This is a genomic window from Primorskyibacter marinus, from assembly GCF_003313245.1.
Lineage (GTDB): Bacteria > Pseudomonadota > Alphaproteobacteria > Rhodobacterales > Rhodobacteraceae > Primorskyibacter > Primorskyibacter marinus.
In genome coordinates, this window is sequence record NZ_QJSD01000001.1 from 81902 (window position 1) to 96111 (window position 14210).

13 protein-coding genes are annotated in these 14210 nt (G+C 59.0%); 10 read left to right on the forward strand and 3 right to left on the reverse strand.

Annotated elements, in window-relative coordinates; translation table 11 throughout:
* Nucleotides 1–5: 5 nt before the first annotated feature.
* The 3 genes from DMZ65_RS00380 to miaA all read right to left on the reverse strand — a co-directional run bounded on the left by DMZ65_RS00380 (nt 6) and on the right by miaA (nt 4046).
* Nucleotides 6–1052, reverse strand: a complete 1047-nt coding sequence (locus DMZ65_RS00380) for an ABC transporter permease (RefSeq protein WP_116596952.1) — start codon at nt 1050–1052, stop codon at nt 6–8.
* A gap of 59 nt (nt 1053–1111) precedes the next feature.
* Nucleotides 1112–2779, reverse strand: coding sequence for an ABC transporter substrate-binding protein (locus tag DMZ65_RS00385; protein ID WP_232824817.1), 1668 nt, complete (start codon nt 2777–2779; stop codon nt 1112–1114).
* Nucleotides 2780–3152: 373 nt separating this feature from the next.
* Complete coding sequence (gene miaA / locus DMZ65_RS00390) at nt 3153–4046, reverse strand: tRNA (adenosine(37)-N6)-dimethylallyltransferase MiaA (protein ID WP_198662591.1); 894 nt, start codon at nt 4044–4046, stop codon at nt 3153–3155.
* A 126-nt stretch (nt 4047–4172) separates the two neighbouring features.
* On the opposite strand from miaA, the gene pyrH reads away from it, so the two are divergent.
* The 10 genes from pyrH (at nt 4173) to lpxA (ending at nt 14209) form a co-directional block, all read left to right on the forward strand.
* Entirely contained in the window at nt 4173–4907 is a 735-nt protein-coding gene (gene pyrH, locus DMZ65_RS00395) for a UMP kinase (RefSeq protein WP_084349999.1), read from the forward strand.
* Nucleotides 4908–5129: 222 nt separating this feature from the next.
* On the forward strand, nt 5130–5699 hold the full coding sequence (gene frr, locus DMZ65_RS00400) for a ribosome recycling factor (protein ID WP_116596954.1): 570 nt from the start codon (nt 5130–5132) through the stop codon (nt 5697–5699).
* Nucleotides 5700–5725: 26 nt separating this feature from the next.
* On the forward strand, nt 5726–6451 hold the full coding sequence (uppS, locus tag DMZ65_RS00405; protein WP_116596955.1) for an undecaprenyl pyrophosphate synthase: 726 nt from the start codon (nt 5726–5728) through the stop codon (nt 6449–6451).
* Nucleotides 6448–7239 carry a phosphatidate cytidylyltransferase gene (locus DMZ65_RS00410; protein ID WP_116596956.1) on the forward strand — a complete coding sequence of 264 codons (792 nt, stop codon included), beginning with the start codon at nt 6448–6450 and terminating at the stop codon, nt 7237–7239. Before uppS ends, DMZ65_RS00410 begins: the two co-directional genes overlap by 4 nt.
* Nucleotides 7236–8417, forward strand: a complete 1182-nt coding sequence (dxr, locus tag DMZ65_RS00415; RefSeq protein ID WP_116596957.1) for a 1-deoxy-D-xylulose-5-phosphate reductoisomerase — start codon at nt 7236–7238, stop codon at nt 8415–8417. Before DMZ65_RS00410 ends, dxr begins: the two co-directional genes overlap by 4 nt.
* A gap of 16 nt (nt 8418–8433) precedes the next feature.
* Nucleotides 8434–9771 carry an RIP metalloprotease RseP gene (gene rseP / locus DMZ65_RS00420; RefSeq protein ID WP_116596958.1) on the forward strand — a complete coding sequence of 446 codons (1338 nt, stop codon included), beginning with the start codon at nt 8434–8436 and terminating at the stop codon, nt 9769–9771.
* A 236-nt stretch (nt 9772–10007) separates the two neighbouring features.
* Entirely contained in the window at nt 10008–12281 is a 2274-nt protein-coding gene (gene bamA / locus DMZ65_RS00425) for an outer membrane protein assembly factor BamA (protein ID WP_232824818.1), read from the forward strand.
* Nucleotide 12282: 1 nt separating this feature from the next.
* Nucleotides 12283–12900, forward strand: coding sequence for an OmpH/Skp family outer membrane protein (locus tag DMZ65_RS00430; RefSeq protein WP_232824820.1), 618 nt, complete (start codon nt 12283–12285; stop codon nt 12898–12900).
* Nucleotides 12901–12965: 65 nt separating this feature from the next.
* Nucleotides 12966–13427 (forward strand): 3-hydroxyacyl-ACP dehydratase FabZ, encoded by a 462-nt coding sequence (fabZ, locus tag DMZ65_RS00435; protein WP_116596960.1) that lies wholly within the window; start codon nt 12966–12968, stop codon nt 13425–13427.
* Nucleotides 13424–14209 (forward strand): acyl-ACP--UDP-N-acetylglucosamine O-acyltransferase, encoded by a 786-nt coding sequence (gene lpxA / locus DMZ65_RS00440; RefSeq protein WP_116596961.1) that lies wholly within the window; start codon nt 13424–13426, stop codon nt 14207–14209. Before fabZ ends, lpxA begins: the two co-directional genes overlap by 4 nt.
* The last annotated feature ends 1 nt before the right edge of the window (nt 14210 follow it).

Sequence of the window (14210 nt, forward strand, 5' to 3'; positions counted from 1 at the left end):
TCTCCTCAGGACACGCTGATGCGCGGGTTAAGATAGACATAGCCGATGTCGGAAATCAGCTGTGTCACCAGCACGACGATGACCGAGACGACGGAAACGCCCAGCAAAAGCTCGATATCGTTATTCCCGGCGGCCTGCACCAGCGTCCAGCCGAAGCCTTTGTAGTTGAACAAGGTCTCCACGATCACCACGCCGTTCAACAGCCACGGGAATTGCAGCATGATGACCGTGAAGGGCGCGATCAGCGCGTTCCGCAGCGCGTGTTTCATCACGATATTGGGAAAGCTCACACCCTTCAAGCGCGCGGTGCGGATATATTGCGCGGTCATCACCTCGGCCATAGAGGCGCGGGTCATCCGCGCGATATAGCCCATCCCGAAGAGGGCGATTGTCAGGACCGGCAGAAAGAAATTCTCGAAATTGGCATCCTCCATCGCCGAGGTCGCCGTGCCCTTGAACCATTTCAGGCCCACGGCAGAGGACGCGAACACTGCGATCAGGATCACGCCGGAGACATATTCCGGCGTTGCCGTAGTGGTGATCGAGATCGTCGAAAGCGCCCGGTCGGTGCGCGAGCCTTCGCGCATTCCCGCAAGCACGCCCAGCAGCAGCGCCGAGGGCACCATCAGGATCATCACCCACAACATCAGCTTGGCCGTCAGCCCCAGCCGGATGCTGATTATGTCGCTGACATCCTCGCGAAACACGGTGGAATAGCCCCACTCGCCCTGCAAAACGCCGCAGTATCGGGGGGCGGTCTCTATCGTCATGCCGTCATCCAGACAGCGTGCCTGAACCGATCCATCTGCGGATAGGTTCACAAAACCCGGTACAACACCAAGCCATTCGCCGTATTTCATCAATATCGGTCGGGCGTAACCTCGCGCCTCCAGCCAAGAGGCAACCTGCGCATCGGTCATGCGCATATTGCCTTGGGTCTTTGCCAGCTTTTCAAGGTTGGGCTGAAGGTTGGTCAGCCAGAACACCACGAAGGTCAGGCAGAGTGTGGTGAGCAGCATCACACCGAGGCGGCGCAACAAAAAAATTGCCATGGATTTCCTTCTGACGGGGGCAGAACGCACCGGGGCCGCAAATGGCCCCGGTACAAAAATCAGGCCTTGAAGCCGAATTTGTGATAGTGGAATTCGTGCGCCGGGTGTTTGTCGACGTTCACCAGCGTGCCGTTATGGTGGTTGTAGAGGTTGCGCCAGTAAGGCTGGATGATGATCGCGTCGTCACGCATCAACTGCTGGATCTTGGCCATCACCTCACGACGTTTGTCGGCATCGGCGATCGACAGTGCCTCGGCCATCAGAGAGTCGAATTCGGGGTTTGAATAGGCTGTCTCGTTCCAGGCCTGGCCGCTGCGATATGCCAGCGACATGACCTGAACCTCCAGGGGCCGGTGGTTCCAGTTGGTCGAGCTGAATGGATATTTCGTCCAGTCGTTCCAGAAGGTCGATCCCGGCAGGATCGTGCGTTTGACCGAAATGCCTGCATCGCGCAGTTGCGCGGCAATCACGTCGCCGGTGTTTTTCTGCCAATCGTCGTCGATGGTGATCAGCTCATGTTCGAAATCGGCAAATTCCGTGGCGTCCATCATCTCTTTGGCTTTGGCAGGATCGTATTCTGACGGGCCAAGATCGGCGAAGGCCGGATGGATTGGGCAGACGTGATCGTTGCGGGCAACCTCGCCCCGGTCGGAATAGCCCAGCTCAAGACAAACGCTGTTATCGACAGCCAGCGCCAGCGCCTTGCGCACGTCCCGGTTGGCATAGGGTTTGCGCCCGTCCACGTCGGCCACATGGTTGGTGCGGAACACGGCGGTCGAGGCGGTGACAGTCTCGGTCTGGGTCCAGCCGATCGCCGTCAAAATGTCGATGAAATCACCCACGGATTCGTAAAGCAGATCGACCTCTTCGGATTCTGCCGCCGCCACCCAGGATGCCGGATCAGTACCATAATCAATCAGCTCGATCCGGTCGAGGTAAGGCCCGCCGAACACTTCGGTTCCCCACCATGTGTGATCGGTATTGCGTTCCATCACGCAGCGCACGCCGACCTCCAGCGAAACCGGCTTGTAAGGCCCGGTGCCGATACCGAAATCGAACGGGTTTCCGCCGTCGTAATCGGCATGCATGATGGCGGCCGGATAATCCGACATATTGGCGATCACGGCGATATCGGGGGCTGAAAGGCTCAGGCGGACCGTGTGGTCATCGATGACTTCGATTGCCCCTTCACGCGCTTGCCCGGAGGCTTCGTCAATCAGGCCTCCCATCCGCGACGCCATGGAGTTTTCCTCCAAAGCGGTATCGCACCAGCCCCGAATGTTGCGCGCGACATCTTCGGCAGTGAAGGCGTCGCCGTTATTCCATGTCACCCCCTGACGCACGTTGAGCGTATATTGCGTTGCGTCGTCATTGACCTCCCAGCTTTCCAGAAGCATGGGCGTAAAGCTGCCGTCGTTTTCGTACTGCACGAGGTATTCATAGATGCCGCGGGACTGGTTGCCGATCTCGGACCAGTCATAGGCGCGGGGGTCTTTCATCGCCTTGACGAAGCTTTCGATCCGCAGCGTGCCGCCCTGTTTCGGTGTCTCTTGCGCCTGCACGGGCTGTGTCAGGCCGCCTAGCGCGTAGGCAGCGGTCGCGGTCAGCCCCAGCGCGGTGGTGCGGGTCAGGAATTCACGTCGGCTCAGCTTGCCCTGCTTGAATTCATCGGCATACATCTGCGCCGCAGGATGCAGATTTTTCTGCGTCTGTGTCATGTGTATCATTGCGATCTCCCAGTGAACAGTCTGATTTGTCAAGGATTATTGCGTTTTGCAAATAGGGCGCTTTACCCTGTCATCAACGTCGCAGCGTCTTTGCGTTGCGCGCCTTCGGCATGTTTCAAGTTTCCCCGTCAACATATGGTTTCGGATATTGATGGCCTGAAAGCGACATCAACACCAGTCAAAAACGACATGTTCGAACAGTATTGCATGTCGGGCAGTGCTGATGATTTCTGAGAAATGTCTGGCAGAGCGCTACTGAGCCGCAACTGGCGGTCGGACGTGTCAATATCCGTTCCCTGTCGCAACCTTGTGGTGCATCCCCGAAAGCCGGATTTGATACGAAGGTATCCGATCTTGCAGGCCATTGACGCGATCAGTCGTCACTTACCGGGTCATACCGTGTCCATGATTTCATCCGGGCGCGGAACCATGTGCGCTGCCGTTTGGCAAATTGCCGGGTTGCGATGGTGGCCGCCTCGCGCGCTACGTCCAGCGTCATCTCGCCGCGCAGATGGGCGATCAGCTCTGCCGCACCGATTGCCTTGGCCGAGGGCAGGTTGGTGGAAAATCCATCGAGGTTGTCGCGGGCCTCTTCCAGCGCACCTTGGGTCAGCATCGCATCAAAGCGGCGGGCAATACGGGCATTCAGCCAGTCTTTCGGCGCATCGAACAGGATGGGATGAACCTTCTGCAATGCCAAACGCGGCGGAGGCGTCGCATCCTGCCACGACGCAAGCCCGCGCCCCGTGGTGCGCTGTACTTCCCAGGCTCGTTGCACGCGCATCGGGTTCTGCCTGTCGATCCTTGCAGCCGTGACGCTATCAAGCTCTGCCAGCAGCGCCGCGTGCCCCTCGGCTGCCAGACGCGCATCGGCCTCGGCACGGATCGGGGCAGGGGTCGGCGGGATTTCTGCCAGCCCTTCGGTGAGGGCCGAGAAATACAGCCCCGTCCCGCCGACGATGATCGGTCGTTCCGGCCCCGCGAGGAGCGGATCGAGATCGCGCAGCCAGTGACCGACCGAATAGGCCTGATCGCCCGGCACATGACCGTAGAGAAAATGTGCCGCGCGTGCTTCCTCTGCAAGCGAAGGCCGCGCGGTCAGAACCCGCCAGTTCCGATAGACCTGAATGGCATCGGCATTGACGATCACACCGCCTTGGGTTTCCGCTATCCTCAACGCCAGCGCAGATTTTCCCGACGCTGTCGGCCCTGCGATCAGGACCGGCGTGTCTGCCGCCAGCGCCGCCAGCCATGACGGCTTACCCAAACCGAGCCTCCTGCGGTGAAAGAAATTCCAGGTTTATCCGCTTATCGGCTGTGCCATGCATTGTGTCTGCTCGTGTTTTCCGACATTTTGCGCGCAATCTAGACCTTTGCTCGGAAGAGACGCAACATGCCCGATACCGCCTCCGCCCCGCAGACCGCTTTCAGACGCGTTTTGTTGAAAATCTCAGGAGAGGCGCTGATGGGCGACCAAGGCTACGGCCTGCACCCACCCACCGTACAGCGCATCGCCGAAGAAGTGAAATCAGTCCACGACATGGGTGTCGAGATCTGCATGGTGATCGGCGGCGGCAACATCTTTCGCGGTCTGTCAGGTGCCGCGCAGGGGATGGAGCGGACAACGGCCGATTATATGGGCATGCTTGCCACGGTGATGAACGCGCTGGCCATGCAGGCGGCGCTGGAAGAACTGGGCGTCTTTACCCGCGTCATCAGCGCGATCCCGATGGATCAGGTCTGCGAGCCGTATATTCGCCGCCGCGCTGTCCGCCACCTTGAGAAAAAGCGCGTCTGCATTTTTGCGGCAGGCACCGGAAACCCTTATTTCACCACGGACACGGCCGCAACTTTGCGTGCAAATGAAATGGCTTGCGAGGCGATCTTCAAGGGCACAAAAGTGGATGGCGTCTATGACAAGGACCCGGTCAAACACGCGGATGCCAAGCGTTATGACCGTGTGACCTATGACGAGGTTCTGGCGCAACATCTTGGCGTGATGGACGCCTCTGCGATTGCCCTGGCGCGCGACAACAGCCTGCCGATCATTGTTTTCAGCCTGGATGAACCCGGCGGTTTCCGTGGCATTCTTGCAGGCCAGGGCACCTACACAACGGTACATTCCTAAGCCCGGAACGGCGTCTTTCCGGCGGCTGTGTAAATATTAACTTTCCGCCGCGATACCGATGTTGCGCTGCGAATCTGATCGCCAGTCAGTGTGCAAACGGCGGGACCGGGCCTGTTGCGCGGCAGTTCCCCGCGCTTGAGTGCAACACCACCTATACATTGTAATGCCGTTGGCGTTATAGATGGCGGAAGAATACAGGCTCCAAGACCAAAGAGACCAAAGATGGCTGATGATACTTTCGAACTTGATACTGACGACCTGAAACGCCGGATGGATGGCGCTATGGCGAATTTGCGCACCGAGTTTGCTTCGCTGCGGACCGGGCGGGCTTCGGCGTCGATGCTGGAACCTGTGCAGGTCGACGCCTACGGGCAAATGACGCCGATCAACCAGGTGGGTACGGTCAACGTCCCTGAAAGCCGCATGGTCACGATCAACGTCTGGGACAAAGGCCTTGTCGGCAAGGTGGAAAAGGCGATCCGCGAAAGCGGGCTGGGCATCAATCCACAGCTGAACGGCACGATCATCATGTTGCCGATCCCGGAACTGAACGAAGAACGTCGCCGTGATTTGACCAAGGTTGCCGGTCAATATGCCGAACATTGCCGTGTCGCCGTGCGCAACGTGCGCCGCGACGGTATGGATCAGACCAAAAAGGCCAAGAATGACAGCAACCTTTCCGAGGATGACCAGAAATTCTGGGAGACCGAGATTCAAGAGCTGACCGACACATACATCGCACTGATCGACAAGGCGCTGGAACATAAGCAGGAAGAGATCATGCAGGTCTGAGCGGACCCGCCGGTAAGGAGATCACAATGGTGAAACCGATCCGCGAGGGCAAAGGCCCGCGCCATGTAGCTATCATTATGGATGGCAATGGCCGATGGGCCACTCAAAAGGGCAAACCGCGCTTGTTTGGACATCACGCAGGCGCAAAACGTGTCCGCGAAATCGTTGAGGCCTGCCCGGATGCCGGTGTCAAATATCTGACGATCTTTGCGTTCTCCACCGAAAACTGGAAGCGCACGCAAAACGAAGTTGCCGGCCTTATGAGCCTGTTCCGGCGCTATATCAGCCGCGAAGCGCAGGCCTTGCTGAAGGAAAACGTGCAGGTCCGGTTCATCGGCGACCGGATGAAACTTGACGACAAACTGGTCACCCTGATGGATGAGCTGGAGCTTTTGACGTCGCATTGCACAGGCGTTAATCTGACCATCGCGATCAATTACGGCGGACGGGACGAGGTGGCGCGCGCCGCCCGGCGTCTGGCGCATGACGTGGCCGCGGGCAGGCTTGCCCCGCAGGAAGTCAATGAAGAGACATTGCCGCGCTATCTGGACACCTATGTTCTGCCTGACCCCGATCTGGTGATCCGCACCAGCGGCGAGGCGCGTATTTCCAACTTTCTGCTGTGGCAATCGGCCTATGCCGAATATGAATTCATCGACACGCTGTGGCCGGATTTCTCGGCTGCCGAATTTGCCCGGCTGACCCGGTCCTATTCGACCCGCGATCGCCGTTTCGGTGCCGTCAACGTATGAGTGCCTCGCCTAAATGGGATGACTTGGCACCGCGCCTTGCGTCGGGTGCGGTGATGGTCGTGATCGGACTTCTGGGCGTTTGGCTGGGTGGTATCTGGTGGCATCTGCTGATTGCTGCCATTTCCGGTGTCATGGTCTGGGAACTGGCGGTGATGCTGCACGGCGCAAACTCTGACCGGATGCTGATGCTTGGGGGGATTGCTGCCGCAGCGGCGATGCTCTCGATTGAACTGCCTGCCGGGTTTGCGTTGCCGCTGCTGCTTGCTCCCGCTCTTGTCGGCGTCACGTTGCTCGGACGGCGCGCGCCAACTTACATGATTTATACAGCCGTCATTCTGCTGGCCGGTTACGGCATGATGGCCCTGCGCGACGATTTTGGACTGGTCTGGATGCTCTGGCTGGTTCTGGTCGTGATCGTCACGGATGTCGGTGGCTATTTCGCGGGGCGGATGATTGGCGGGCCGAAATTCTGGCCGCGCGTCAGCCCCAAGAAAACATGGTCCGGCACTGTGGCAGGCTGGATTTGCGCAGGTTTCATCGGTGCGATCTTCGCAGGCTTTACCGAAGCAGGGTCGGAGCTGGTCGGCATCAGCATTGCCGCCGCCATGGCCTCGCAAATGGGGGACGTTGCGGAAAGTGCCATCAAACGGCGCTGCGGCGTCAAGGACAGTTCCAGATTGATCCCCGGTCACGGCGGTCTGCTGGACCGGTTTGACGGGATGCTGGGTGCTGCCTTGTTCCTGCTTGTGGTTGGCCAGATCGTCAACTTCCCGCCGGGGGTGCAATGAGGCGCATATCGGTTTTCGGGGCGACCGGATCCATTGGACAAAGCACACTTGACCTGATCGGACGCGCGCCAGACAGCTATCACGTCGTGGCGCTGACCGGCGGGCGCAATATCGCGTTGCTGGCTGAGCAGGCACGGCAGCATAGACCGGAAATCGCGGTCACCGCTGATCCCGACCGGCTGACCGATTTGCGTGATGCGCTTGCTGGAAGCGGCATAGAGGCCGCCGCCGGAGAGGGCGCGCTGATCGAGGCGGCCACGCGGCCCGCCGATTGGGTGATGTCGGCAATCGTCGGTGCGGCCGGCCTTGCGCCGGGGTTGCGCGCGCTGGAACAGGGCGCGACGCTGGCGCTGGCCAATAAGGAAAGCATGGTTGCCGCTGGCAAGTTGATGCTGCAAAAAGCAAGCAAGCATGGCGGGCGTATCCTGCCGGTGGACAGCGAACATTCCGCTGTCTTTCAGGCCCTGATTGGCGAAAATATCGCGTCTGTAGAACGGGTTATCATTACTGCCTCAGGTGGTGCATTCCGTGACTGGCCGCTGGAAAAGCTGGCGGCGGCGACACCGGAACAGGCGGCGACCCATCCCAATTGGGACATGGGTCAGCGGATCACGATAGATTCCGCGTCCATGTTCAACAAGGCACTGGAACTAATTGAAACACGAGAGTTTTTCGGCATTTCGCCCGAGAATATCGAAACTGTCGTGCATCCGGAATCGCTGATACATGCTCTGGTTGGCTATAATGACGGGGCGCTGATGGCGCATGTCGGTCCGCCGGATATGCGCCATGCGATCGGCTTTGCCCTGCATTGGCCCGAACGCCGATCTTTGCCCGTGGAGCGGTTGGATCTCACGGCCATCGGTTCGCTCAGTTTTCGCGTTGCCTGCGACCAGCGCTATCCGGCCCTGCGCCTGGCGCGCGAGGTGATGCGGGAAGGGGGCCTTTCCGGTGCCGTGTTCAATGCGGCCAAGGAACAGGCGCTTGACGGTTTTCTAGCACGTCAGATCGGGTTTATGGACATGGCCGGTATCGTCGAGGACGTTTTGTCCGAGATTTCGGCAAGACCCGGACATATTCACGCAGAGTTCACCCTTGATAATGTGAACAGGTTGGATCATCTGGCACGGGACACGGCACGCGGCGCGATAAAGCGCCTCATGGACCGGAAAAATTAGGGCGAATGGACAAGACATGGCAGGGCTGATCCCGCAATTTGGAAGCGTTTTCCTGACCTTGGCGGCCTTTGTGGTGGCGCTGTCGATCATTGTGGCGATTCACGAATACGGCCATTACATCGTCGGCCGCTGGTCGGGCATCGCTGCGGATGTGTTCTCGCTTGGTTTTGGGCCGGTGATCTGGAGCCGTGTCGACAAGCGCGGAACGCTGTGGCAGATCGCGGCATTGCCGCTTGGCGGCTATGTGAAATTCCGCGGTGATGCGAATCCTTCGGGAGGTGTTGATACCGACGCGATGGACGTGCTGAGCGCCAAGGAACGTCGGCAGACGATGAATGGCGCACCGCTATGGGCGCGCACCGCAACGGTTGCCGCCGGTCCGATGTTCAATTTCATCCTGTCGATTGTGGTCTTCATGGGCGTGTTCATGGCGCGTGGCGTGGTGACCGAGCCTCTGACGGTGGGAGAATTGCGCAACCTGCCCGTTGAGCAGCAACTGCTTCCCGGTGATGTGATCCTTGAAGTTGCGGGCCAGACGGCCCCGTCTTTCGATGATCCTGCGGCGTTTGAAAGCTTTATGAAATCGCTGCCCGCGCAGCCGCAGATCGACTATACCGTGCGCCGCGAGGCCGAGGTCGTGCAGGCGCAGGGGCCATATCCCTATCCGGCGATTGCCACGCAGGTTGTTCCGCAATCGGCCGCCTACGACATCGAGATGAAAGCGGGCGATGTCATCCGCCGAGTCGACGATGCGCCGATCTATGCGTTTGAACAGCTCAAGGAAATTGTCGAGGGATCCGACGGGCGGCCGTTGCAGCTTGACGTGTGGCGCGACGGCGAAGATCTGGACTTTGTGTTGGTGCCGCGCCGCGTGGACGAACCGCAGCCCGACAACAGCTTCAAGACCAACTGGCGCATCGGGATCGCGGGTGGTCTGTTCTTTGAGCCAGCCGTTTCGACGCCCGGTCCGCTTGACGCATTCAATGCGAGTACAGCCCAGACCTGGGGGATCATCACCGGTTCGTTGTCGGGACTGTATCATATGGTCACCGGCGCGATCAGCAGTTGCAACCTCAGCGGGCCGCTGGGAATCGCGCAGGCATCTGGTGCGATGGCCAGTCAGGGCACAACCAGCTTCATCTGGTTCATCGCCGTTCTCAGCACGGCTGTCGGTCTGATGAATCTGTTCCCGATCCCGGTGCTGGACGGCGGGCACCTGGTGTTTTACGCCTATGAGGCGATCACGGGACGCCAGCCCAACGACAAGGCGTTGCGGATCCTGATGACAATCGGGTTGGCCATTATCCTGTCAATCATGGTTTTCGGCCTGACGAACGATCTTTTCTGCCCGTAGCTTTGCCGCCATAATCTCGTGCGGAAATGGCGGACAGGGGCGATTTAACTGCCCTCAGGGCAACATCTTAGAAAAACCGGACTCACCGCTTTTGACAACCCGGTGTTTAGCCGATACTCACGTTTCAAACGATGTCTGTACGGAATGGAAGCATGATCAACAATGCTGAGGGCAGGGCGTTCGGACCAGCCACTAAGTCGGGTAAGCCCCGCACGCTGATCACAACGTTTTTAGCGATGATAGCGATTGCGTTTGCGGTTTTGCCGCAGACCACAATGGCGCAGGACTACAGGTTCAACTCGGTCTCGATCGAGGGCAACCAGCGGGTCGAGGCGGGAACGATCCTCAGCTATGCAGGGATCGCCCGTGGCCAAAGCGTCAGCGGTGGTGACCTCAATGAGGCTTATCAGCGGATTGCAGGGTCAGGTCTGTTCGAGACCGTGGAACTGGTGCCGCAGGGTGGCACCCTGGTGATCCGGGTCGCTGAATACCCCACGATCAACGTCATCAACTTCGAAGGCAACGCGCGGATCAAGGATGATGTGCTGACGAACATCGTGCAGTCGCAGTCCCGCCGCGTCTTCAACCCGTCCCAGGCCGAACGTGACGCCGCTAATATCGTCACCGCCTATGCCCAACAGGGCCGCATTGCCGCGCGCGTCACGCCCAAAGTCATCCGCCGCAGCGACAACCGTGTCGATCTGGTTTTCGAGGTCTTCGAAGGCGGTGTCGTCGAGATCGAGCGTATCGGTTTTGTTGGCAACAAGGTTTATTCCGATTACCGTCTGCGCCGCGTTCTGGAAACCAAGCAGGCAGGCATTTTCCGCCTTCTGGTCAAGCGTGACACGCTGATCGAAGACCGGATCGAATTCGACAAGCAGGTGCTGAACGATTTCTACATGTCGCGCGGCTATGTTGATTTCCGCACCACAGGTGTGAACGCCGAGCTGACCCGCAAGCGCGATGGGTACTTCCTGACGTTCAATGTGCAGGAAGGGCAGCAGTTCCGCTTTGGCGAAGTGACAACAACATCCGATCTTGCCGAAGTTGACGTGGACCTGTTTCAGGACGCGTTGAAAGTGCGCCCCGGCGTGGTTTATTCACCGATGCTGGTCGAAAACTCCATCGCGCGGTTGGAACGGCTGGCGATTCGTGAAGGGTTGAATTTCGTTCGGGTCGAACCGCGGATCAGCCGCAATGATCGCGACCTGACTCTGGATGTGGAATTTGTCCTCAGTCGCGGACCGCGCGTTTTTGTCGAGCGGATTGATATCGAAGGCAACACCACCACGCTTGACCGGGTCGTGCGCCGCCAGTTCCGCGTCGTCGAAGGCGATCCGTTCAATCCTCGCGAAGTGCGTGAAAGCGCCGAGCGTATCCGCGCGCTTGGCTTCTTTACCAAGGCCGATGTCGATGCACGCGAAGGGTCCAGCCCCAATCAGGTGGTCGTGGATGTCAATGTCGAAGAGCAACCCACAGGCTCGCTTAGCTTTGGCGGCAGCTATTCCACAAGCAACGGTTTCGGCGTCGCCATTCAATTCCGCGAACGTAACTTTCTGGGCCGGGGACAATCCTTGTCGCTGGGTGCCACGACCGGTGTCGACAACCGCCAATACAACTTCAACTTTGGCGAACCGGCCTTTCTTGGCCGCGATCTGGCGTTCAACTTTGATGCGTCTTATCGCGAGACCGACAATGACAATGCCGAATATGACACGGATTCCGGTCGTATTTCGCCATCGTTCAGTTTCCCGGTCTCCGAAAATGGGCGTCTGAGGCTGCGCTATACCGCCGAAGTGTCGGATATCAGCGATGCTGACGATACCAAGGTGGGCGATCTTATTCAGGCCGAAGCCGACCGTGGCCAGATCTGGAATAACTCCATCGGGTATACTTATTCCTATGATACGCGTCGCACCGGACTGAACCCCAATGCGGGAGTGTTGCTGGAATTCGGCCAGGATTTCGGCAAGGCTACCGGTGGTGCCAGCTTTATCAAAACCAATGTTCGCGCCATTGCCCAAACCAAGGTTCTGAACGAAGACGTGACCTTGCGGGCGACGCTCCAGGGGGGCGCGCTGAATTATTCGGGCGGGTCCGGCCGCGTTACAGACCGTTTCTTCATGGGGCCGTCAGTGATGCGCGGCTTTGAATATGGCGGTATCGGTCCGCGTGAACGCGGCAAGAACGCACAAGGCAACTCGGTCGATGACGCGCTTGGCGGCAACCTTTATGCTGTCGCCCGGTTTGAGGCAGAGTTCCCGCTTGGTCTGCCAGAGGAATACGGCATTTCCGGCGGTGTGTTCTACGACGTCGGCTCTCTCTGGTCTTTGGACAATACCAATGAAGACACGAAGTACGAAGATTTCAGCGCGCGTCATGTGGTCGGTGTGTCAATCTTCTGGGATACGCCGATTGGCCCGCTGCGTTTCAACTTCACCGAAGCCTTGCAGAAAGAGAAGTACGACGTTGAGCAGAACTTCGACCTGACCATCTCGACTCAGTTCTGACATGATGCTTTGCAAGACATTCGGGGCGGCGGCATTGGCTGCCGCCCTTTTCCTTGGCCACGCAGCGCCCGCCCAGGATATGGTCAAAAGCCCGATCCTGACGGTCGAGGCCGATAAGCTGTTCAACGAAAGCCTGTATGGTCAGAGGCTTGCTGACGAGGTCGAGACGGAGGGCCTCGAACTATCCAGACAAAATCGGCGGATCGAGGCAGAACTGACCGCCGAAGAAAAAAGGCTGACGGAACGGCGTTCCAAATTGCCACCGGCTGAATTTCGGGCGCTTGCAGACGCGTTCGATGAAAAGGTGCAAAGAATCCGGGAAGAACAGGATGCGAAGGGGCGGGCTTTTGCCGGCCGCACGGACGAAGTGCGACGCGTGTTTCTTGCGGCCGCACAGCCCGTTTTGGGTGAACTGATGCGAGAGGCCGGTGCTGCCGTCCTTGTTGAACGCCGCAGTGTCTTTCTCAGCGCAGACGCCATAGACATCACCGACGAGGCGATCACCCAGATCGATCAGCTTCTAGGAAACGGCTCTGACGAAATACAGGCTGCACCGGACGGGCCCGCGCCCGATCCGGTGCCTCCTGCCGAAGGGGAGACGGTTCCTTCAAACCCCTAGCGCTTGCCCCGCCGCGCGACAGTTGCTAGGTCACTATGATCCATGCCACTTGTCGAGGACCCCATATGACCGAGGCTTTGAAAACTGCGGATATCCAGTTGATCCAGCGTATCTTGCCGCATCGCTATCCGTTTCTTCTGGTCGACCGCGTCATTGATATCGACGGCACATCCTCTGCCGTCGGCATCAAGAACGTCACGATGAACGAACCGCATTTCCAGGGCCATTTCCCCGGCACCCCGATCATGCCAGGCGTCACGATTGTCGAAGCGATGGCGCAGACCTCTGCCGTGATGGTCGGCGTGGCGCTGGATCTGGCCGATAAGGACATGCTGATCTACTTCATGGCGATCGATAAATGCAAATTCCGTCGCAAGGTCATTCCCGGCGACGTGCTGCGCATGTCGCTGAAAACACTTCGTGGCAAGCCCGGCGGCAAGGTCTGGAAATTTCAGGGCGTGGCCGAGGTAGAGGGCGAGATGGCCGCCGAGGCGGAATTCACCGCGATGATGGATTTGCCCGCGTGACGTCAGACATCCATCCTTCCGCAGTGATCGAAGAGGGGGCCACGCTCGGCGATGGCTGCAAGATCGGGCCGTTCTGTCATGTCGGGCCGAAGGTAACGCTTGGACCAGACGTGGTTCTGAAAAGCCATGTGGTTGTCACCGGGGTCACGTCCATCGGCGAAGCGACCGAGATATTCCCCTTCGCGGTGATCGGCGAAGTGCCACAGGATCTGAAATTCAAGGGTGAGGAAACCCGGCTGGAGATCGGTGCCCGTAACCGTATCCGCGAACATGTCACCATGAATGCCGGCACTGCGGGCGGCGGTGGCGTCACGCGTGTGGGCAATGACGGGCTGTTCATGGCGGGCTGTCACGTCGCGCATGACGCTCAGGTCGGTGACCGGGTCATTCTGGTGAACAACTCGGCCCTCGCCGGACATTGCGTGCTGGAGGACGATGTCATCGTCGGCGGGCTGTCTGGCGTTCATCAATGGGTCCGTATCGGGCGCGGGGCCATCATCGGTGCCGTGACCATGGTGACAAATGACGTCATACCTTACGGCCTTGTCCAGGCACCACGGGGCAAGCTGGATGGGCTGAACCTTGTGGGGCTAAAGCGCAAAGGCGTCGCACGGTCGGATATCACGGCGCTGCGGGCCGCGTTTCAGATGTTGGCACAGGGCGAGGGCGCCTTTCAGGACCGTGCCAAACGGCTGGGGGCAGAAACCGAAAGCGACTATGTGCGCCATATCGTCGATTTCATCCTCGGCACGACCGACCGTTCGTTCCTGACGCCGGGCTGAT

Coding starts and splice junctions, on each gene's coding strand:
- rseP (WP_116596958.1), top strand. CDS start 8,434: ATGGCAGGGCTGATCCCGCAATTTGGAAGCGTTTTCCTGACCTTGGCG.
- pyrH (WP_084349999.1), top strand. CDS start 4,173: ATGCCCGATACCGCCTCCGCCCCGCAGACCGCTTTCAGACGCGTTTTG.
- DMZ65_RS00430 (WP_232824820.1), top strand. CDS start 12,283: ATGATGCTTTGCAAGACATTCGGGGCGGCGGCATTGGCTGCCGCCCTT.
- bamA (WP_232824818.1), top strand. CDS start 10,008: ATGATAGCGATTGCGTTTGCGGTTTTGCCGCAGACCACAATGGCGCAG.
- DMZ65_RS00380 (WP_116596952.1), bottom strand. CDS start 1,052: ATGGCAATTTTTTTGTTGCGCCGCCTCGGTGTGATGCTGCTCACCACA.
- DMZ65_RS00385 (WP_232824817.1), bottom strand. CDS start 2,779: ATGATACACATGACACAGACGCAGAAAAATCTGCATCCTGCGGCGCAG.
- frr (WP_116596954.1), top strand. CDS start 5,130: ATGGCTGATGATACTTTCGAACTTGATACTGACGACCTGAAACGCCGG.
- dxr (WP_116596957.1), top strand. CDS start 7,236: ATGAGGCGCATATCGGTTTTCGGGGCGACCGGATCCATTGGACAAAGC.
- fabZ (WP_116596960.1), top strand. CDS start 12,966: ATGACCGAGGCTTTGAAAACTGCGGATATCCAGTTGATCCAGCGTATC.
- uppS (WP_116596955.1), top strand. CDS start 5,726: ATGGTGAAACCGATCCGCGAGGGCAAAGGCCCGCGCCATGTAGCTATC.
- DMZ65_RS00410 (WP_116596956.1), top strand. CDS start 6,448: ATGAGTGCCTCGCCTAAATGGGATGACTTGGCACCGCGCCTTGCGTCG.